At 66.4% G+C, this 20,258-nt stretch carries 19 protein-coding genes; 12 read left to right on the top strand and 7 right to left on the bottom strand.

The annotated features are described in order from the left end of the window. Positions 1 to 80 precede the first annotated feature (80 nt). Positions 81 to 1,028, top strand: coding sequence for a glycosyltransferase family 2 protein (locus tag E3T34_RS07765; protein WP_134342652.1), 948 nt, complete (start codon positions 81 to 83; stop codon positions 1,026 to 1,028). 10 nt (positions 1,029 to 1,038) lie between these two features. Here E3T34_RS07765 and E3T34_RS07760 read toward each other — a convergent pair whose 3' ends face one another. Genes E3T34_RS07760 through E3T34_RS07750 form a run of 3 tightly spaced genes read right to left on the bottom strand, consistent with a single transcriptional unit; the run spans position 1,039 to position 2,630 of the window. Continuing rightward, positions 1,039 to 1,491: a GtrA family protein gene (locus E3T34_RS07760; protein WP_104100313.1), complete on the bottom strand. Its 453-nt coding sequence runs from the start codon at positions 1,489 to 1,491 to the stop codon at positions 1,039 to 1,041. Between the two features lie 23 nt (positions 1,492 to 1,514). Next, complete coding sequence (locus E3T34_RS07755) at positions 1,515 to 1,901, bottom strand: DUF2304 domain-containing protein (RefSeq protein ID WP_134342651.1); 387 nt, start codon at positions 1,899 to 1,901, stop codon at positions 1,515 to 1,517. 9 nt (positions 1,902 to 1,910) lie between these two features. Next, a complete protein-coding gene (locus E3T34_RS07750) occupies positions 1,911 to 2,630 on the bottom strand; it encodes a glycosyltransferase family 2 protein (protein ID WP_134342691.1) in 720 nt (239 codons plus the stop codon). A 185-nt stretch (positions 2,631 to 2,815) separates the two neighbouring features. Between E3T34_RS07750 and E3T34_RS15810 the strand changes: the two genes are divergently transcribed. From E3T34_RS15810 to E3T34_RS07740, 3 genes are all read left to right on the top strand, one after another. After that, entirely contained in the window at positions 2,816 to 2,983 is a 168-nt protein-coding gene (locus E3T34_RS15810; protein WP_166785862.1) for a hypothetical protein, read from the top strand. After that, positions 2,983 to 4,017, top strand: coding sequence for a glycosyltransferase family 2 protein (locus E3T34_RS07745; protein ID WP_198412273.1), 1,035 nt, complete (start codon positions 2,983 to 2,985; stop codon positions 4,015 to 4,017). Before E3T34_RS15810 ends, E3T34_RS07745 begins: the two co-directional genes overlap by 1 nt. 98 nt (positions 4,018 to 4,115) lie before the next feature. After that, positions 4,116 to 6,149 (top strand): hypothetical protein, encoded by a 2,034-nt coding sequence (locus tag E3T34_RS07740; RefSeq protein ID WP_134342650.1) that lies wholly within the window; start codon positions 4,116 to 4,118, stop codon positions 6,147 to 6,149. Here E3T34_RS07740 and E3T34_RS07735 read toward each other — a convergent pair. Continuing rightward, positions 6,146 to 7,054, bottom strand: coding sequence for a glycosyltransferase (locus E3T34_RS07735; protein ID WP_134342649.1), 909 nt, complete (start codon positions 7,052 to 7,054; stop codon positions 6,146 to 6,148). The two genes, E3T34_RS07740 and E3T34_RS07735, sit on opposite strands and share 4 nt — an antisense overlap. Before the next feature lie 70 nt (positions 7,055 to 7,124). Here E3T34_RS07735 and E3T34_RS07730 point away from each other — a divergent pair, with 70 nt between their 5' ends. Together E3T34_RS07730 and E3T34_RS07725 are read left to right on the top strand one after the other, a co-directional pair. After that, a complete protein-coding gene (locus tag E3T34_RS07730) occupies positions 7,125 to 8,387 on the top strand; it encodes a lipopolysaccharide biosynthesis protein (RefSeq protein ID WP_134342648.1) in 1,263 nt (420 codons plus the stop codon). A 60-nt stretch (positions 8,388 to 8,447) separates the two neighbouring features. Next, positions 8,448 to 9,650, top strand: a complete 1,203-nt coding sequence (locus tag E3T34_RS07725; RefSeq protein ID WP_198412272.1) for a glycosyltransferase family 2 protein — start codon at positions 8,448 to 8,450, stop codon at positions 9,648 to 9,650. 53 nt (positions 9,651 to 9,703) lie between these two features. On the opposite strand, the gene E3T34_RS07720 is transcribed toward E3T34_RS07725, so the two are convergent. Then, positions 9,704 to 11,005 carry an O-antigen ligase gene (locus tag E3T34_RS07720; RefSeq protein ID WP_134342647.1) on the bottom strand — a complete coding sequence of 434 codons (1,302 nt, stop codon included), beginning with the start codon at positions 11,003 to 11,005 and terminating at the stop codon, positions 9,704 to 9,706. Between the two features lie 19 nt (positions 11,006 to 11,024). Next, complete coding sequence (locus tag E3T34_RS07715; RefSeq protein WP_134342646.1) at positions 11,025 to 12,329, bottom strand: O-antigen ligase; 1,305 nt, start codon at positions 12,327 to 12,329, stop codon at positions 11,025 to 11,027. An 80-nt stretch (positions 12,330 to 12,409) separates the two neighbouring features. Here E3T34_RS07715 and E3T34_RS07710 point away from each other — a divergent pair, with 80 nt between their 5' ends. Further along, on the top strand, positions 12,410 to 14,086 hold the full coding sequence (locus tag E3T34_RS07710; protein ID WP_134342645.1) for an FAD-dependent oxidoreductase: 1,677 nt from the start codon (positions 12,410 to 12,412) through the stop codon (positions 14,084 to 14,086). After that, positions 14,083 to 14,388, top strand: coding sequence for a metal-sensitive transcriptional regulator (locus tag E3T34_RS07705; RefSeq protein ID WP_104100304.1), 306 nt, complete (start codon positions 14,083 to 14,085; stop codon positions 14,386 to 14,388). Before E3T34_RS07710 ends, E3T34_RS07705 begins: the two co-directional genes overlap by 4 nt. Positions 14,389 to 14,601: 213 nt before the next feature. On the opposite strand, the gene E3T34_RS07700 is transcribed toward E3T34_RS07705, so the two are convergent. Continuing rightward, the gene (locus E3T34_RS07700; RefSeq protein ID WP_134342644.1) at positions 14,602 to 15,780 is read right to left on the bottom strand and encodes an acyl-CoA dehydrogenase family protein; all 1,179 of its coding nucleotides are present in this window, start codon (positions 15,778 to 15,780) and stop codon (positions 14,602 to 14,604) included. A gap of 133 nt (positions 15,781 to 15,913) precedes the next feature. Here E3T34_RS07700 and manA point away from each other — a divergent pair, with 133 nt between their 5' ends. From manA to E3T34_RS07680, 4 genes are all read left to right on the top strand, one after another. Next, the gene (gene manA, locus E3T34_RS07695; RefSeq protein WP_104100302.1) at positions 15,914 to 17,254 is read left to right on the top strand and encodes a mannose-6-phosphate isomerase, class I; all 1,341 of its coding nucleotides are present in this window, start codon (positions 15,914 to 15,916) and stop codon (positions 17,252 to 17,254) included. A gap of 259 nt (positions 17,255 to 17,513) precedes the next feature. Beyond that, complete coding sequence (locus E3T34_RS07690; RefSeq protein ID WP_134342643.1) at positions 17,514 to 18,470, top strand: hypothetical protein; 957 nt, start codon at positions 17,514 to 17,516, stop codon at positions 18,468 to 18,470. Positions 18,471 to 18,781: 311 nt separating this feature from the next. Next, complete coding sequence (gene galE / locus E3T34_RS07685) at positions 18,782 to 19,756, top strand: UDP-glucose 4-epimerase GalE (protein ID WP_134342642.1); 975 nt, start codon at positions 18,782 to 18,784, stop codon at positions 19,754 to 19,756. 158 nt (positions 19,757 to 19,914) lie between these two features. Beyond that, the gene (locus tag E3T34_RS07680) at positions 19,915 to 20,235 is read left to right on the top strand and encodes a WhiB family transcriptional regulator (RefSeq protein WP_134342688.1); all 321 of its coding nucleotides are present in this window, start codon (positions 19,915 to 19,917) and stop codon (positions 20,233 to 20,235) included. Positions 20,236 to 20,258 lie beyond the last annotated feature (23 nt).

Here is a 20,258-nt window from a genome sequence, read left to right as displayed (position 1 = left end):
TACTCTGTACCCTTAGCGGGGGGTAAGTCTAAGTCGGTCCAAGGTGGTCTCGACGTATCTAGTGATCGTGAGTGCAAGGGATGAATTTGTTCACCGATGTGAAAATTGCCGTCATCGTCCCGTGCCACAACGAGGAAGCGGCAATCACCAAGGTGGTCACCGACCTGTTTCTGGCGTTGCCTGACGCCGAGGTCTATGTCTATGACAACGTCAGCACGGACCGAACAGTGGAGCTGGCGCTGAAAGCCGGTGCGATTGTTCGCCACGAGGACATCAAGGGCAAGGGAAACGTCGTGCGACGGGCTTTTGCTGATATCGAAGCCGACGTTTACCTGCTGATCGACGGAGACGATACCTACGACGTAACGGCCGCACCCGGCATGGTTGAGCAACTTCTTAATGGCCCCTATGACCAGATCCTAGGAGTGCGCGAAGAGTCGTCGACATCGGCTTACCGGCCAGGTCACTCCGCCGGCAACCGGGCCTTCAACGCCTTGGTCAGCGCGATCTTCGGCCTCAGGGTCACCGACATGCTCAGTGGCTACCGTGTATTCTCGCACCGTTTCGTCAAGTCGTTTCCTGCCGTGTCGCACGAGTTCGAAATCGAGACCGAACTTACGGTTCACTCGATGAGCCTCCGCGTTCCCCAGACCGAGGTGAAAGTTGGCTTTCGCGATCGCCCGGAGGGCAGTGAAAGCAAATTGAATACCTTCAGGGACGGGTTCAAGATCCTCGGCTTGATCGTCAACCTGACCAGGCATGAACGTCCGCTCGTCTTCCACGGTGTGCTGGCAGGCCTCGTGATTGTCGGCGCCGCTGTTCTCGGTGCGCCTGTGCTCCTCGAGTTCTTCGACACAGGACTCGTGCCGCGTCTTCCCACAGCCCTTCTCGCCTCAACTTTGGTGATTGTGGGAGCGTTCATCGGATTCGTCGGAATGATCCTGGACGGAATCACAAAATCCCGACGGGAACTCGCCCGACTGACCTACCTGGCCTACAGCGCCCCCGGATGGCACAAGGGTAGTTGAGGGCCGCTAGCTAGGCTTTTGGGATAGCGAAAACCCAATATCGGTAGACAAAATAGTTCCAGCCAGTCGTAATGATTGTTGCAACGACCTTTCCTGCGCCCCAGCCCCAGCCGGTCATATCTATCAGCCAAACGATGCCGATGGTTGCCGCAGTGTTAAAAGCGAGCAGAAAAAGATACTTGCTAAGGGCGGTCGCGTGCGTTGCCTGTGAACTAAACGAGAATGCGCGCTGCAGTAAGTAGTTAAAGACGAAGCTAATCAGGAATGCAGCACCCGTCGCCAGCCAGAGCGGCCAAGCGAACGCCTGAAAGAACAATGCCAGCAATCCGAAATCGATTAAGAAGCTAGCGCCGCCGATCACCAGATAGCGCATGGCGCTGTGATTGACGAACAATTGCAATCGGGAGGGGACAGGAGATCGATTACTCCCCTCCAGGCTTTTTCCGGCGTCGAAATCGAGCATTCCCACCCCCTACACTTCCCCAATCATTTTATCGATTCTGACGGCTGCGAGGATCGTTCAACATTGTCGGTCAGGACCGAGAGACGTTGTTCCACCAGGGCGACGTGTTCCGCGAGGACACGGGTTTTCTCCTCAAGCGTTGTGAGCTCTGAACTATGTTGGACGGTCACGAAGAACAGGATGACGATGCTGATGAAGAAGGCGAGGTTGCTGGGAACTTCGACACCTACGACTGAAGATGCCCACTCCAAGGTGCTGGGAAAAATGCTGACGACGAGGGACAGGATGGCTGCAAGCAGCCACCAGAATGCGTGCCGCTCGCGAAATCTTTGGCGCCGCAGCATCTCGATGATGGCGAGCAAGGCGATCGCGGCTGCGGCGATCGCGAATGCGTAGGAGACAGGATTCATTGGCGCGCCTTAACCTCTCACGGAAATTGGAGTGCGCCAAAGCGCTATGACAAGCGCCATCGCCGCTCGTCCCAGGTAAACCGCGGACTTCATGGGATTATGGGACGGAACGCCGCCGGCTCGAGGGCGCATCGCGACGGGCACTTGCACGACCGTGCACCCACCGCGTGATGCCAGGACAAGGGATTCGATCGTGTCTCCGAGGTACTCGGCCGGGTAATTGACGGCGAAAAGGCGCACAGCACGAGGGCCAGCGGCCTTGAAACCGGATGTGACATCCGTCAGGCGTGTCCTCGCGATGCGACTGATGATTGTGGCGAGAATCTTCATCGCCCATTTTCGCGGCCCCGTGACATCGTAGTCGCCGGTGCCGGCGAACCGTGCCCCGATGACGATGTCAGCGTTTTCGAGCTGGGCGAGAAGGTTTGGGACGTTGCTCGGGTTGTGCTGTCCATCCGCGTCTATCTGAACAACGCGTTCGAACCCGTTCTCCACCGCGTATTGGAAGCCGAGACGCATCGCACCGCCGACGCCGAGATTGAAGGGAAGAGTGAGAACAGTTGCCCCTGCCTCCCGGGCAACCTGCGCGGTTCGGTCGGTCGATCCATCGTTAACGACGAGGCAGCGCACACCTGGAAGAGTTGACAGCACCTCCTTGATGACCGCAGCGACGGCTTCCTCCTCATTGAAAGCGGGCATCACAACGAGTGTGTCGAGAAGAAGCGGCATAACAGTGAGTCTACCGAGGTGGTGAAGACAGACGGTTCGAAGGTCTTCGCGACCATATTTACGATGCACAGTGCGGCGCATCTGTTGTGGAAATCGCCGATCCCAGCAGACACTTCGCGCTCACCCCAGGTCAGCGCACTCTGTACGATGGCGGGAGACTAGCAATGACAGGACTCGCCCCACGCATGACAACCACCGGAGTCATAGAACTCTCGAACTCTGTGCCGTCCCTTAACGGGACCCATATCGCCAAGACCAGCAGCGCCCTGATCGGGGGCAGCGAACACAACGTGGTTACACAGCAGCTTCCGGCCTCCAGCGTCCTGCACGCCCTCGATCGTGAGCGTCGCTGATGACTCATTCAACCGGTTCCGGTTCGAGTGGGCCCGCGGCATCCATGCCGCGCGTGTCCGTGGCGCTCTGCACCTACAACGGCGCCGAGTTCATCGAGGAACAGCTGCTCAGCATCCTCGATCAGAGCGTGCCCGCCCAGGAGATCATCGTCTCCGACGACGGCTCCACTGACGGTACCCCGGCGGCGGTGGACCGCATGGTCGCAGCGTGGCGGGGCGCACATCCGGGGCAGCCCGTGACCCTGCGCGTCATCCGTAACCCGGCGCCGCTCGGCGTCACCGCGAACTTCGAGCAGGCGCTCGCTGCCTGCACGGGCGAGCTGATCGCGCTCAGCGATCAGGACGACGTGTGGCCCCCGGAACGTCTGGCCCTGCTGGCCGCCGAGTTCCAGGCTCGCCCCGGCCTGCAACTGCTCCATACGGATGCCCGACTCGTCGATGAGACCGGCCGGCCGATAGGCCGCACCCTGCTCGCCACCCTGGGGGTCTCCGCCGCCGAGCGGGCCGCAGTGCACGCGGGACACGCCTTCGACATCCTGCTGCGCCGCAACATCGTCACCGGCGCCACCGTGATGCTGCGCCGCGGGCTGGTGCAGCGGGCACGACCGTTCCCGGCAGCGTGGGTGCACGACGAATGGCTGGCGATCGTCGCCGCGGCAACGGGGACCATGGATTTCCTAGACGACGCCCTGGTCGACTACCGGCAACACGGCGGCAACCAGATCGGCGTAACCAGTCTGGATGCCGCCGGCCGACTGTCCAGGCTGCGGACGCCGCGCACGCTACGCAACTCGCGTCTGCTGGCCCGGGCCGAGGCGCTGGATGAACGCGCACTGGGCCTGATGCCGGTTCCGGTCGACTCGTACCTTCGACTGATCACGGCGAAGGCCGCGCACGAGCGCGCCCGCAGCGCCCTGCCGAGCGCCCGGCTCCGCCGTGTGCTCCCGGTTCTCCGTCAGTGGCGCACCGGTGGATACGCGCGGTTCGGTCTGGGGCCCCAAGACGTTCTGCGGGATTTGGTTCAGCCGCTCTAGCGTTTGTGATCCTTTATTCTGAGAAAGCAAGTCCGCGCCGTGGCAGGGGTCGGGCTTCGACGTGGGGGAGTCCCGCACAGGGATTTGAAAGGTTCGTGGTGAACAACACTCGAATGCGTGCCGTCGGTTGGGGCTCCAGATACCGTGCAGGGCGGGACGCTTATCGTCGCGCAATCGACCCAGGTCCCTACGGCCTGCCGCGACTACGAATCCTGCTCGCATTCCCCGCACTGCTGCTGATCCTCGGCATCGTGCTCGTCACGCTCGGAATCAACGGTTCGTCATCCGGCGTGTTCTTCAGCCAGGTGTCGTACGGCGCCGACCCGGACCTGATCGCCGGCCACCCGCAGGCCACCCGCTCCGACGAATGGAACGTGCAGACGGTATGGGCCATCGCCCAGGTCGAGCAGGGCCTGCCGCTCACCAACGGGACCTTTCCGGGCGGCATGGACGCGACCCTGCCGCAGGACCTCCCCAGGGTGGACTGGTCCGTCGCCTTCAGGCCTCACCTCTGGGGCTTCATGCTGATGGACGTCGACCACGCCATAGCTTTCAAGTGGTGGCTGCCCGGGCTTGCTCTCGCAGCCGCAGCGTACGCATTCCTGCTCACCGTCATCCCGCGCCGACCCGGGGTGTCGGCGATGCTTGCGGTCGGATTCTTCTTCAGCCCGTTGTTCCAATGGTGGTACCTCTCGACCACACTCTGGCCGGCCGTTTGGGCGCTTGTCACCATGACGGCTCTGGTCTGGGCATTCCGGAGCCCATCGCGACGGTCCCGCTGGAACTTCTCCGCCCTCGTGGCCTACCTAACCGTCGTGATGGCGATGGGAATCTACGTTCCGTTCATCGTGCCGGCCGCCGTTGTGGTCTTGTTCTTCGGGATTGCCCTGATGATCGAACAACTGCGCCGGGGCGCGAGGTGGCGGGCGACGCTGGCACGCGTTGTCCCGGTCCTCGTCGGTGGCGCGGCGGCATCCGTCGTGGCGGTGGTGTGGCTGGCCACCAAACTGTCAACGGTTCAGGCTTTTCTGGGCACCGCGTATCCGGGGAACCGGTCAACCCCTACAGGCGGGAACGGGCCGTTGAGTTTCGCCTCCGCCGTTGGCTCCTCGTTCACCCAGGCCTTGAATGAGCAGCGGGCTGGTTTTCTCGGTGGCAATTCGTCCGAGGCCGCGACGTTCTTCTATCTGGGCATCTTCCTGATTCCTGTCGTCGTCTGGATCATCGCCAGGGAGGCGAGGATGCACAAAACCCTTCCCTGGGCGATGATCGGCCTCGCCACATCCGTGTCGGTGCTGTTGGCGTATCTCTACCTGCCCGGCTGGGATGCGATCGCTCGGCTGCTGCTGCTCGACAAGACCACGCCGAATCGGGTTCGACTCGGGATGGGGCTGGCCTCCATCGCCCTGGTCGCCTACGTCATCGCCTACCTCGACCAGAAGCGGGCGCGGGCCGGCAAGTGGCTGGCCGGAGCCGCTGCGATCGCCTTCCTGCTCTCCCAGCTTGCAATCGGCGCCCTGGCCTGGCGACGGCTGCCAGGCATGCTGGAGCCGGTGCAGCTGTGGTGGCTCTGGGCGCTGCTGTCGGCCGCGGCTATCTACTTCGTCGCTCGGCGCAGGCCACAACTCGCCGCGACCGCGTTTCTGATCGTGACCGTTGCCGGCTCCGGCCTGACCAATCCGATCTACCGCGGCGTTTTCGACCTGCGGGAAACTGACGTGTCCCAGGCTGTCGTCGCCCTGGACGAGGCGGCTCCAAAAACCTGGGTTGGCGTCGGCGGCGGGCTGACCACAGCCATGCTGCTCGAGTCCGGGGTGCGGGCCTACAACGGTTTTCAAGGCGCGCCCTCTGCCGGAATGTGGGGCGCCATCGATCCAGCCGGTGTGTACACGCTGCAATGGAACCGGCTGGCGGGCGTGAGCTGGGTGGCCGGGCCGGGCGAACCGGTCGTTGCCAATCCCGCCGCCGATCAGATCAGCGTGAGCTTCGATGCCTGTTCCACCTTCGCCCAGGCTGAGGTCGGCTACGTGCTCGCCGACGACAAACGCCTCGATCTGGACTGCCTGTCCCCGGTTCGCACCTTTGACCTGCCGAAGTCCAGCCTCTCGATCTACCGGGTGGTTGCGCCCTAGTCTCTGGGCGTCGCGGCGACGGTGAGTCCGAGGGCGTGACGCAGCAGAATCCGGATGCCGTCGCTGCGCCGGGCCCTCACGGCGTCCGGGATTCGGGTCAGTGCGTTCACTCGGGACGACAGGTGCAGGCGTGCGGCTCGCGCCGCACGGGGCCAGCCGTGGCCGTTGAACTCGACCGCGAGGCCGCGGAAGAAGCCCTGTTCCTCGGCGAAGCGGCTTCCGTCGGCCGCCCGCCAGGACGAGACGCTGGACGCGTGGCGACGGTACTCGAAGACGACCTGGTCGTCGAGCAGTAGGCTCCCGCCACGCACGGCGAGGTCGAGGGCAAGCCCGAGATCCTGCACAATGCTGAAATCCGGCCGGAAGCCGACCGCCGTGACCGCGGAGCGGTTCCAGGCGATCGCCGGGAAGTTCATCCAGTTCCCTCGGGTGATGCTCACCGCGAGCGGCTCCCCGGCGAGTTCGAGTGAACCGTGGAACCGGGGCCGGTACAGGGACTTGACCCGGTCGACGAGGGGTGTGCTGACCTGCCCGTGCTCGTCGATGACGCGTGTGCCGGGGTGGATGAAGGCCACCGTCGGATGCTCCTGGATCAGCTGGGTGATCCGGCTGACATAGTCGGGGAGCATCACGTCGTCGCAGCCGAAGATTGTCAGCCACTCGTTCTCGGCCAGGTCGATGGATGCCTGGAAGTTCGCGTTGATGCCTAGATTGATCGGATTACGGCGGTAGATGATTCTGGGGTCTGCCAGCCCCCGCAGCCACCGGCCGGCCGTTTCGTCGGGGTCGTGGTCGTCGATCACCACGAGCCGCCAGTCCGGGTCGACCTGCGCGAGCACGCTGCGCACCGCAGCCTGAAAATGGTCGACACGACCGTAGAACGGCATCATGATGTCGAGTGTCACCGGGATCTCCTTCGTGGCCGACGAGGGCCGGAGTGGGCGGATCACCGTGATGGCCGGATAGCATTCACGAGTGAAACCATCTTCGCTCATGTCCCAGGCGGCTCTCTCCACAGTAGGCGTCCTGGCTCAGGGGCTGTCCCGTTTTGCGTACACGGTGCTCATCGGTCGGTTTATGGGGCCGAGCGAGCTGGCAGAGGTGTCAGCGTGGATCGCGCTGTCGCTCATCCTCTCCCTGCTCTGGCCGACCGGGGCGGGCAACGCGGCCTCCCATTTCCTTTCCCATGCCCGGGCGCTCGGATACTCCCCGGTGCACGCCCTGCGCCTGATTCAGCGATCCTTCTGGATTTCCTGCCTGGTCATTCTCGCGATCGGCATCCCGGTCAGCATCTTCGCGCTGGGGGCGGACCCGGCGGATGCGGCCGCGATCGCCGCCCTGATCGTCGCGTATTCCGGCTACATTCTCGCGCGCGGCATCGAGGTCGGTCTGGGACGAATCACCTCGGCAGCCGTGTGGGATGTCATCTCCTCCGCACTGACCATGGTTCTACTGATCGTGGTCCTGGCCGCGCAACTGCCGTGGGCCCTGCTCTGGCCGCTCGCCATCGGGTACGCCCTGTTCGGCTTGCATTCCCTGCGCGGCGCGCATCGCGGGCACGATGCCCTGAACCAGGAGGCCGTCACCGCACCGGCCACCATCTGGAAGCTCATCTCCTGGAACTCGCTCGGGCTCCTGGCCTCGAACGGCTTGATCCAGTTCGCGATGGTCTACGTGTTCATCGTCGAATCCCCGGCCCAGGCCGGGCTGTTCGCGGCGGCGATGGCGCTTGCCACACCGGCGTCGATGCTGAGCCAGGCGGTGACCCAGGTTCTGATTCCGCGGTTCTCAGAATGGGCGGCTGTCGACCCGGCGGCAGCACGGAAAAACTATCTGGGCGTCTTCGGGGTGATGTTCGTCGGTCTGGGGATCGTGTTCGGGGCCGTCGCGCTGGCCAGCCCCCTCATCGTGAGCATCGTCTTCGGAGCCGGCTACCGAGCCGCGGGGCCGATCATGGCGCTCCTCCTGATCGGCGTGTTCGCGTTCTCGATCGGCCTCGTTGCCACCGCCTTCCTGCTCACGACGGGTCGAACCATGGTGGCGACGGTCGCCTCCATCGCCGGGCTGGTGACAGGACTGGTCGTCATGCTCGTCGGCACTCCCGCCTGGAGCGGGTCGGGCGCCGCCGCGGCCGGCGTGATCGCGGGATATTCGGTGACCACCTGCTGCGTGGTTATGGCCTCGTTCCGACGGTCCCGGTCTCGGTGGCCGCAGTCGGTGGCGGTCACGCTCCGTTAGGCTGCAATCGCTTCACCCGTTTCACACCATCTCCACAGTTCTCCCTCGCAAAAGGACATCATGACCGACTCCACCGCTGTCGAATCCGCTGTCGAATCCGCAGTCGTCGCGATCGAACTCTCGATCGTCATGCCTTGCCTCAATGAGGCGGAGACCCTTGCCATCTGCATCGACAAGGCCCAGGCCTACCTCTCCGGCGCGGGGATTGTGGGCGAGGTCGTCATCGCCGACAATGGCAGCACCGACGGATCCCAGCAGATTGCCCTCGACCACGGCGCCCGGGTCGTACCCGTTGCGGCGAAGGGATACGGCAACGCACTGATGGGGGGGATCGTCGGCGCGCGGGGTACCTATGTCATCATGGGCGACGCGGATGACAGCTATGACTTCAGCGCCCTGGATCCCTTTGTGGCAAGGCTCCGGGCCGGCGATGAACTCGTGATGGGAAACCGGTTCCGCGGCGGGATCGAACCCGGGGCCATGCCGCCCCTGCACAAATACCTCGGAAACCCGGTTCTGTCGACGATCGGGCGGATGCTGTTCCGCTCCGAGATCCGCGACTTCCACTGCGGCCTGCGCGGCTTCAACCGCGAATCGATCCTCGGCCTCGGCCTGATCACCACCGGCATGGAATTCGCCAGCGAAATCGTCGTGAAATCCACCCTCGACGGGTTACGCGTCAGCGAAGTACCGACCACCCTGTCCAGAGATGGCCGGAGCCGTCCGCCGCACCTGCGGAGCTGGCACGACGGATGGCGTCACCTGCGGTTCCTGCTGTTGTTCAACCCCCGCTGGCTGTTCCTGATCCCGGGGTCGGTGGCGTTCGCAGTCGGTCTGCTCGCTACCGTCGCCCTGGTGTTCGGGCCACTGGAGATCGGCCGGGTCGGGCTGGACGTCTCCAGCCAGGTGTATCTGGCCGCACTGACGGTCGTCGGGTACCAGGCGGTGTTGTTCGCCCTGCTGACCAAGCTCTACGGCCGGCACGAGGGGTTCCATCTCCCGCGGAGTCAGGCGTTCGAGCGGTTCGCCGAGCGAGCGAGCCTGGAAAGCGGAGCGGTCGTCGGGCTCACTCTCTTCATGGCCGGCCTGGGTGTCGCGATCGTTCAGCTGGCCACGTGGGGCGCATCGGGCTTCGGCCCTCAGGACCCGGTTGACACGATGCGCCTGGCGGTGCCGGCGGCACTGTTCATGATGCTGGGCTTCCAGACAGCGATGTCGGGAATGTTCCTGGGCATCCTCTCGGTAGACATCCGACGGGCCTAGATTTCGTTGTCGGTGCGCGCTCGGCCCTCGCTCGGGTCGGCTCCCAGCGACCTCTACTCCGGGTGCCGGTGCGGGGTGGGCTGCAACAGGCTGCGCCAGCTCTTGCCCTGCGCGGCCTTCACGGCGCAGATCAGCAGCAGCAGCCAGCCGAAGTCGACCAGAACAGTGCTTTCGGCCGCCGAGGTGACCAGCAGGGTCACCAGCACCAGCGGCGACCAGACGTAGACCATCGAGCGTTTGTCCGAGGCGAGCAACCACGACCGCCAGAAGGCGAGCGTCACGAGCGCGAGGAACGACAGGAGGCCGACCAGGCCGACCTGGAAGTAGACGTCGAGGAACGCGTTCAGCGCGGAGGCCTGCGGGCGCCCGGTGACGAAGCTGAGCCAGCCGTAGGGCGTGACGTCGACGGGCCAGAGACCGGCCCAGCCCCAGCCCTCGAGCGGGTTCAGCATGGCCAGACGCCAGATTTCGCCCCAGAGTGTGGTGCGGGCCTCGAACTCGCTGCCCGCGTTCAGCTGGTCGGTGATGCGCGCGCGGGCCGCAATCGCGATGATGCCGGCCACGACGGTGCCGCCGAGCAGCCCGATCTGTAGCAGCCACCGGTTCGCGGCGGGCGTGGCGCGCAGCCAGATCAGCGCCAGCGCGGCGAGGCCCACGAACAGGGCCACCACGAGGATGACGGGGGAGCGGGTGAGTAGCAGGCCGAACACGGCCAGGGCGATGGAGCCGATGCCGAGCCCGCGCCGCACCGACCGGGACCGCAGCTCGACCGCGAAAGTGACCGCCGCGATCAGCGAGACCAACCCAAACACGTTGCGGGAGCCGAAGAGGCCCTGCACGGGCCCGAAAGAGTCGATGTTGCCCTGGATGCCGAGGAAGACGAAGGGCGTGTCGAGCAGCAGGCCGGAGAGCACCTCCAGAGCCAGGGACACTCCGAGCAGCACCCGCAGCACGTCGCCGGTGGCGCGCACGACCTGGATGGTGTCGCGGGCCAGGGCGATGTAGATGGCCAAAAAGGTGAAGGCGAGCTGGTAGAGCGAGGCGCTGAGGGTGTGCAGCGGGTAGCTGGACCACAGCACCGACAGGGCACACCAGCCCACGAAGACCATGATCGAGATCGGCAGGAGCCCGTGCCAGTCGACGCCGGCCCAGCGGGCGGTGAGCGAGAACGCGGCCAGCACGACGAGGCCCACGAGAATGCCGACGACGCCGGGCGGGCCGATCACGGCGCGCAGGGCAGTGGTCGAAAAGGCGAAGCCGATGATGACCAGCGCCAGCGAGGAGGCGAACTTGGGGGAGGCGAACAGCCGTGTGAACTGGTCCGGCACGGCGGGGGGATACGCGCGGTAGGTCATGACGTTCCCACGCTACCGCCTAAGGCATCCGTTGATTGGTTGCCTGCTGTCGCTTCGTGATCACGGCGAGCACGACCAGCAGCAGCCAGCCGGACTCGATCAGGATGCGGCTTTCGGCCAGGCTCTGGGCGATCAGGGCTACCAGGAGCAGCAGCGGGAGCAGGGCGGAGGCCGCGTAGGGTTCCGTGTCGGCGAGGGCGCGCCTGGGCCGGTCGACCGCGAGGAACCAGCAGCGCCACAGCGTGGAGAAAACGGCGGCGGCGAAGATGATCAGCCCGAGGACGCCCAGCTGAAGCCAGACGTCGAGCCAAGCGTTGTGCGCCTGAAGGTAGACGACGCCGCGGCGCACGGCGAGACCCTCGAAGGGTTCGACCCAGGGGGCCCAGTAGCTCACCCAGCCCCAGCCGAACACCGGGCGCTCGGCTGCCAGCCCGGCCACGCTGCGCCAGATGTCGAGGCGGCCGGTGAGGTCGGCGGATTTGCCGAGCAGGGCGAGGAGCTGCGGCGTGAGGGCCACCAGGCCGACACCGCCGACGACCACGGATGCCGCGGCCACCAGGTACACCGGCCGGCGCCCCTCGGGGGGCCGGCGGCGCGCCCAGAGGGCGAAGAGCAGCGCCGCGGCGACGGCGGCGGCGGCAAGCGTCACGGTCGCGGACCGGGTCAGCAGCAGCATGAGCACCCCGAGGCCCAGCCACGCCAGACCCCAGTTGCGGCTCACGGTGCCGGCGGCAAGTTGAACGGCGAAGACGATCACGGCCATCAGTGCCACGAACCCGAGCAGGTTGCGGTTGGCGACGATGCCCTCGATTGGCCCGCCCTGCAGCAGGATACCGCGGGTCCAGTAGTACGACTCCGGCACGTTGCTGGTGCCGTAGTCGACCCAGAAGGGGAGCACGGCCTGCCGCACGAACACGGCGACGATGAGCTCGAAGGCGAGGGACAGGGCGAGGATCCAGCGCAGTGCGGCGGCGAGCGTGCGCAGCAGCTCGGCCCAACTCAGGCACAGGGCGAGGAACAGTGCGGCCAGCGTGGTTGCCCACTGCAGGGTGACTCCGATCAGGGAGGCGCCGAGGTAGAACGACCAGGCCAGCGACAGAGTGGCCAGACCGAGGAAGGCGATGAGCGATTTCGGGAACCGCGACCACATCCAGTCCGGGTTCAATGTGACGAGGGCGACGACGCTGCTCACGACGACGACCAGCGCGATCGCGCCGTAGCCCCACCAGCCGAAAAGGCTGCGCCAGAACTGGCCGGCCAGGACGGAGAAAAAGACGAGCGTCGCGAAGGTGCGAACGACGAATCGGCTCTGGACGGCGGGCATGTGTCTAAGGCTAGAGCGTGCCGGGGCGGTCACCGATCAATTTCTATACCCCCTGGGGTATGGTTATCCCGGAGGTTCGAATGAAAACGATCATTGTTGGTGGAGTTGCGGGCGGAATGTCGGCGGCGACGCGGTTGCGTCGGCTGGACGAGACGGCAGACATTATTGTATTTGAACGCGGCCACTATGTCTCGTTCGCAAACTGCGGACTTCCCTATTACGTGGGCGGCGTGATCACGGACCGCAGCGATCTCCTACTCCAGACCCCGGCATCCCTCGAAGCCCGCTTCCGCCTCGACGTGCGCGTCGACCACGAGGTCACGGCGATCGACCGGGAGGCGAAGACGGTCTCCGTGCGCCAAACGCAGACCGGCGCCGAGACCACCGAGACGTACGACCGCCTCATCCTGGCTGCCGGAGCGACGGCCCGAACCGGGATCACCCCGGCCGGCCTCGCCACTCGCACCCTGCGCACGGTCGACGACGTCGACCACATCACCGCTCTGCTGGCCGGCGTCACGGGTCAGGCCTCCGCCGTCGTCATCGGCGCCGGGTTCATCGGCTTGGAGGCCGTCGAAAACCTCGTTCGCCGCGGCGTGCACGTGACCCTGGTCGAGTTCGGCTCCCAGGTCTTCGGGCCCTTCGACGCCGAGATGGCCGCGCCGATCTTCGACGAGCTGCTCTTGCGGGGCGTTGACGTACGCCTGAACACGACCGTCGTCGCCGCCGCCGACGCGGGAGTCAAGCTCAGCGACGGATCCGTCGTTCCGGCCGACCTCGTCATCGACTCCGTCGGCGTGCTCCCCGACACCTCGCTCGCCGCCCGGGCGGGCATCACGATCGGCGCGAGCGGCGGTATCGCCGTCGATGGCAGTCAGCAGACCAACGACCCGTCGATCTACGCGGTCGGCGACGGCGTCGAGAAGATCGACGCCGTCGACGACAGCGGCATCCTGATCACCATGGCCGGCCTCGCAAACCGGCACGGCCGGGCGGCCGCCGACAGCATCGCCGGCGAGCCCGCGTCGGCCTCCCCGGTGCTCGGAACCGCCATCCTCGGCATCTTCGGCCTGACGGCGGCCATGGTCGGCTGGAGCGAGAAGCGTCTCGTGCAGCGCGGCCGCGCGCGCCGGGTCGTGCACACCCACCCGGCGTCGCACGCCACCTACTACCCCGGCGCCGAGGGCATGTCGATGAAGCTCCTGGTCGACCCGGCGACGGATGCCATCCTCGGCGCCCAGATCGTCGGCGGCAGCGGCGTCGACAAGCGCATCGACATCCTGGCGACGGCGATGACCGGCGGACTGACGGCATCCGCTCTCACCCGCCTCGAGCTGGCATACGCGCCGCAGTACGCGTCGGCGAAGGACCCGATCAACCAGCTCGGCTATGTCGCCGACAACCTTGCCGCGGGAACGACGCGTGCGCTGCAGTGGCACGAGCTGGCCGCCGCCCGGGCCGCGGGCGCGGTGCTCGTGGATGTGCGCTCGGCGGCGGAGTTCGCCGCCGGGAACATTCCCGGCGCGATCAACGTTCCGGTGGACGAACTGCGGGACCGCCTGGCCGAGCTGCCCGACGCACCTGTGATCGTGCACTGCCAGGTGGGCCAGCGCGGGCACACGGCCGCACGCATTTTGAGCCAGAACGGGCTGGACGTGCAGAACCTCGACGGCGGCTACCGCACCTGGATCGCCGGCGAAACCGCTCTCGGCCTGATGCCCGTCATCGCCGCCAAGTCTGAAAGGATTCCGGCATGACCGAAATCACCGCTACCGCTGCCGACGTCGCTGCTGCCGACGTCGCTGGGGAACAGAACCAGAAGAAGATCCTCAACCGGTTGCGCCGGGCCCAGGGCCAGCTCGCGGCGGTCATCACCGCCGTCGAGGCCGGCGGCAGCTGCAAGGATGTCGTCACTCAGCTTGCCGCCGTGTCCAGCGCCCTCGACAAGGCCGGTTTCGTCATCGTCTCCACGGCGATGCGCGAGTGCCTCGACAACCCGCAGGGGGAGAACTCCCTCACGGTCGAGGAGCTGGAGAAGCTCTTCCTGACGCTGGCGTAGCCTCCCGACGCGAGTCGGGCCCGCTCGGCGTTGAACCAATTCGACGGAGATTCTCCCGTAAAAGCGCTTTTTCGGGGTTCTGGGGACTGGTTTGGCCAAAATCTCCGTCGAATTCGTTCGGGGCTCGCGGCTCGCGGTTCGGGGCTCGCGGTTCGGGACTCGGGGCTCGGGACTCGGGGCTCGCGGCTAGGGCGGGCGCGGCCCCTGACTCGCCTAGACGAAGGCCGCCTGGCCGGTGATGCTGCGCCCCACGATCAGGGTGTTCATCTCCCGGGTGCCCTCATAGGAGTAGACGGCCTCGGCGTCGGAGAAGAAGCGCGCCACATCGAACGAGAGCACGATGCCGTTGCCGCCGAATAGTTCGCGGCACCAGGCGACCGTTTCGCGCATCCGGGCAGTCGTGAAGAGCTTGGCCAGGGCGGCGTGCTCGTCGCGCTGGCTGCCCTCGTCGAGCATCTGCGAGACCCGCACGACCATGCCCAGGCTGGCGGTGATGTTGCCCAGCGACTTCACCAGCAGGTCCTGCACCAGCTGGTGGCCGCCGATCTCCTTGCCGAACTGCGTGCGCTCCTTCGCGTACGCGACGGCCGCCTCGTAGGCGCCGATCGACGTTCCCACGGCCGCCCAGGCCACCTCGGCGCGGGTCAGGCGCAGAACCTTGGCGGTGTCCTTGAACGAGTTCGCGTTCTGCAGCCGGTTCTTTTCGGGCACGACAACGTTCTCGAGCACGATGTCGGCGTTCTGCACCGAGCGCAGGCTGATCTTGCCCTCGATGCGGGTGGCGCTGTAGCCGGGGGTGTCGGTGGTCACGATGAAGCCCTTGACCATGCCGTCGGCGGTGTCTTTCGCCCAGATGATGGTGATGTCGGAAAAGGTGGCGTTGCCGATCCAGCGCTTGGCGCCGTTCAGAAGCCAAGTGTCGCCGGTGCGGGTGGCCGTCGTGCGCAGTCCCTGCGCCGCGTCCGAGCCGGAGAGCGGCTCGGTCAGCCCGAATGCCCCCACGAGCTCCCCGCTCGCCAGGCGCGGCAGCCACTCGTCGCGTTGCTCCGGCGAGCCGGTCGCCGAGATGGTTCCGCAGGCGAGGCCGTTCTGCACGCCGACGAACGTGGCGACGGATGCGTCCACGCGCGCCGTCTCCAGGGCCACGAAGCCGCGGAACACCGCGGAGTTCTGGAAGGGCCGGGTCTCAGGCCAGCCGAAGGAGTAGGCCCCGAGCGCCGCCAGCGGCCGGATGACCTCGGCCGGAAACTCGGCGCGCTCCCAGCATCCGTTCACGATGGGCCGAACGTCGGACTCGAGGTAGGCGCGCAGATTGGCGAGCGCGGTCTTCTCCTGATCGGTCAGCAGATTCTCGTAGCCGTAGAAGTCGCTGGGAAGTAGCTCGAAGGTCATCAGGTGCTCCATTGCAAAGGTGGCGACGGCCGGCGTGCGGCGGTCGGCGGATGTTCGCAGCCTACGGTCGCGGAACCGGCACGCCGCAAGCGGTTGGTAGTTTGGTCTAAACCTAAGAGTGCAGGAGAGCGCCATGTTTGTGGGCATCACCAATACGCCGCGGCACTATGCCTGGGGTTCGACCACCGCCATCGCGGGTCTGCTCGGCTACGATCCGTCGGGCACAGCTGAGGCCGAACTCTGGCTGGGCGCACACCCGGGATCGCCGAGCGTCATCACCGACCCCGAGCAGGTCGGCGGCCACCACACCCTCCTGGACTGGATCCACGCAGCCCCGGAGGAGGCCCTCGGCGCCGCGCTCGCCGCGCCCGCTGCTCCGCGGTTGCCGTATCTCCTGAAGATCCTCGCCGCCGCGGGACCGCTCTCGCTGCAGGCGCACCCGACCGCGGAGCGGGCACGGATCGGCTTCGGCCTGGAGAACGCGGCCGGTATTCCGCAGGATGCGGCGGACCGCAACTACCGCGACCCGTTCCATAAGCCCGAGGTGATTTTCGCCCTGAGCGACACCTTCGAGGCCCTCTGTGGGTTCCGCGAGCCGGTCGAGATCCGCGGCATCCTGGGCGAGCTGCGCGCCCTCGACGTGGCCTCGGACGACCCGCAGCCCGGCGCGCTCGATGCGCTCGAGCGGCACCTGCTCGGCGACGACGCTCTGCGCGACTGCGTCGACTGGTTGTTGCGCGACGGCCGCGGCGGCGATTCCGGCGAGGTGGCCTGGCTGGTCGAGCGGGTGGTTGCCCTCGCCGTCAGCGCGGCCGACCTGGCCGAGAGCGGCGCGATCCTCGACTACCCGCTCGAACTCGCCACCGTGCGGGACCTGGCCCGTGCCTACCCGGGGGATCCCGGCATCGTGATCTCGCTGCTGACGAACCGGGTGTCGCTGCGCCGAGGCGAGGTGCTCTACCTGCCTGCCGGGAACATCCACGCCTACCTGTCCGGCCTCGGTGTGGAGCTGATGGCCGCCTCGGACAACGTGCTGCGCGGCGGGCTGAGCCCCAAGCACATCGACGTCGACGAACTGCTCGAGGTGCTCGAATTCACGCCGCTGCCCGTGCCGTACCTTCCGCCCGTGCTGTCGTCTCCGGGCGTCTCGGAGTACCGACCCGACGTGGACGACTTCGTGCTCGTGCACATCGCGGCGGAAGCCGGGGGTGCGGGCGCGCCTGCGGCTGCGGCTTCTCCCGGGGATGCGGGTGCTGGTGCTCGTGCGGCTGCGGCTTCTCGCGCGGGAGTGCCGATGCGGCAGTTCACGCTGACGGGGCCCGCGATCGCCATCTGCACGGCCGGGGGATTCCTGGTGGCCGGTGCGGGGGCATCCGTCGCCCTCAAGCGCGGCGAGTCCGTCTACATCACGCCCGACGAAGGCACGCTCACGTTCGCCGGCGTCGGCGAGGTCTTCCTGGCCACGACCCCCTAGCCCTGGCTCCCCACCAATTCGACGGAGATTTTGCGCTCGAACCCGCTATTTGCCGGTTTGTGCGCTGTTCGGAGCAAAATCTCCGTCGAATTCGTTCGCGGTCGCCCTTCCGCGCAGCAGCGCGGGGGTGCTGGGGCGGTCTGATCGGGAGCGTCCGGGCGGGAAACGGTGCCCCCCCCCACCCGGTGGGGGCGGCGTTTTATCCCCAAGGTGACGGATGCCGCGGCGCGGGTTCGACTCCGCTGCGAGGCTGCGGGCCATGCGCTCACTCATCAGGGACATCCTCGACCACGGACTCTTCGTCAAACGCGCCGCACTCCGCGCCCGAGGCTGGAGCGATGGGCACCTCCGCGGCGAGGTCAACCGGGGAACGGTCGTGCGGGTGCGCAAGGGCTGGTATTCGGTTCCGTCGGCGCCGCCGTCGGCCGTCGAGGCGTTCCGGATCGGAGGCCGGCTGGCCGGATTGAGCTGCCTGAAGTCCTACGGGATCTGGACCCCAACCACCGGCAGGCTCCACGTCAGCGTCCCCAGCGCCGTGCGCGGGTTGCGGCGCCCGACGGACATGCGCGCACGGCTGGATGTGATCGACGGTGTGCGGTGTCGCGTGACGTGGAGCGACGACGCGATCGACGGACGGGGCGACTGCGTGTGGCGTACCAGCGTGCACGAGGCCCTGGTGCACATTCTGAACAACCACGACCGGGTCACCGCAATCGTGTGTCTGGATGCCGCGTTGCACAGCGCCCAGGAAAACGGCGTCGGGATTATCCGCGACGACCTGGGCTGGATCTTCGCCCGCGCGCCGCTGCGGGTTCAGTCCTGGCGCGACGAAGTCGACGGACGCGCCGCCGCGGGTGGGGAAACGGAATTCCGACTCAAGGCCCTGGCCGCGGGCATCCCCTTCGTTCCGCAACCGTTCGTCAGCGGGGTCGGGCATCTCGATGGCCAGATCGGGCCGTCGACCTTCGTCGAGATCGATGGGAAGGACTGGCATGACGATCCGATCGCCTTCGAGGTCGACCGGGAACGCGATCTGCTGGTTGCAAGCCAGAACGGGCGCACCCTGAGGTTCAGCTACGCGCTCCTTCGCAAACAGTGGGGGTTGTGTGTGCGGGCGATGGTCACGGCGCTGGAGTACGACTACCTGCGCGAGCCGTCGGCAGCGTTTCCGCCGTTCCACGAGCGGATGCTGCGGGCGCGCCACCGTCTCGGCTAGGGCCCGGGTCGGTTCCCGGCCCCCGCATCAGGTGTCGCCCCTGCGCCGCGGCGAGCACCCGCCCAGCTCGCGGTCGAGCCGCCTGGCGCACCCGCGCGCGTCGCGATCAGGGCCCCATCCGTTGCCCGACCCTGCCCGCCCCCGCGTCCGCGTCCGCCACCCTCCGGGAACTCGCTCCGGGCAGCGGCAGGCTGCGCCGGGCGACCCGCCCCGACGACCTGCCGCGCTGATCGACCAGCGACAGCCCCGCCACCGAGGCTAGGCTTGCAGAGCGGCAGTGCTTGATTGCCGTCAGATCTTGCGAGGTTCAGATGGCGTGGCTTGTCACCGGAGGTGCCGGATACATCGGTTCCCACATCGTTCGTGCTTTCCTGAAAGAGGGCATCGAGGTGGTCGTCATCGACGACCTCTCCAGCGGGCACGCTGAATTCGTGCCTGCCGACGTGCCGTTTGTGCGCGGCACCCTCCTCGACCGCGAGCTGCTGGTGCGCACCTTCGCCGAGCACACCGTGACCGGCGTCGTACACGTCGCGGGTTACAAGTACGCCGGGGTCTCGGTGCAGCGCCCGCTGCACACCTACGAGCAGAACGTCACGGCCATGGCCACCCTGCTGGCGGTCATGCAGGAGTGCGAGGTCAAACGGATGGTGTTCTCCTCGAGCGCGGCCGTCTACGGCACCCCGCACACCGACCTGGTCACCGAGGAAACCCCGAAGAACCCCGAATCTCCCTACGGTGAGTCCAAACTGATCGGCGAATGGTTGCTGCGCGATCAGGCCGTCGCCGCCGGACTGCGCTACACGGCGCTGCGCTACTTCAACGTGGTCGGGTCCGGAGCGCTCGACCTGCGCGACACCAGCCCGCACAACCTCTTCCCCCTCGTCTTCGACGCGCTGATGGAGGGCCGCATCCCGAGCATCAACGGCGACGACTACGCCACCGCCGACGGAACGTGCGTGCGGGACTACATCCACGTGGCAGACCTGGCCCTCTCGCACGTGGCCGCGGCCCGGCACCTGGACGCCGGCGAGCCGGTGCTGCCCGTCTACAACCTCGGCAGCGGCGACGGAGTGTCGGTGGGGCAGATCATGTCCACCGTGGCGGCCGTCACCGGCATCGACTTCGCGCCCGTGATCGGTCCGCGCCGCGCGGGCGACCCCGACCGGATCGTCGCCTCCGGCGAACTCGCGGCCCGCGATCTGGACTGGGCCATGCGCCACAGCCTGGAGGAGATGGTGCAAAGCGCCTGGGAATCGCGGCAGGCGGCATCCGTCTCAGCGTTGTGACCAATCAAATCGCACCGATTTTCGCTCTTGGGCGAGTCGAAACCCTCCAACAAATATTGACGGTTTAGTATCAGCGACTTGACGGCAAGGAATTACACGGCTGTAATTAGGGCTGACGCGTAATTTTGGGCACATTTTGCAGTGGGGTGGATGACGATATGGCGCTATCAGAGTCTCGTGCCGGGGTACCGGAGGACTGGTTCATTGACCCGGTTCGTCTGGGTGTTCCCGGGGTCCGTAAGGAAGTGGGCGACGGCGATCTTCTGTCGTGGCAATCGGACTCGCTCTGCGCGCAGACCGATCCGGAGGCGTTCTTCCCCGAAAAGGGAGGGTCGACCCGCGATGCCAAGAAGATCTGCTCCTCGTGCGAGGTGAAAACCCAGTGCCTGCAATACGCGCTCGCCAACGACGAGCGGTTCGGAATCTGGGGCGGCCTGTCCGAGCGGGAACGGCGCAAACTGCGCAAGCGGGCCAGCTAGGCCTCAGACGGGCCGTAAAACGA

The sequence above is a fragment of the Cryobacterium sp. TMT1-62 genome, assembly GCF_004403145.1.
Taxonomy (GTDB): Bacteria; Actinomycetota; Actinomycetes; order Actinomycetales; family Microbacteriaceae; genus Cryobacterium; species Cryobacterium sandaracinum.
The sequence above is the reverse complement of the archived record's forward strand: the minus strand, read 5'-3'. Positions and strand labels throughout refer to the sequence as shown.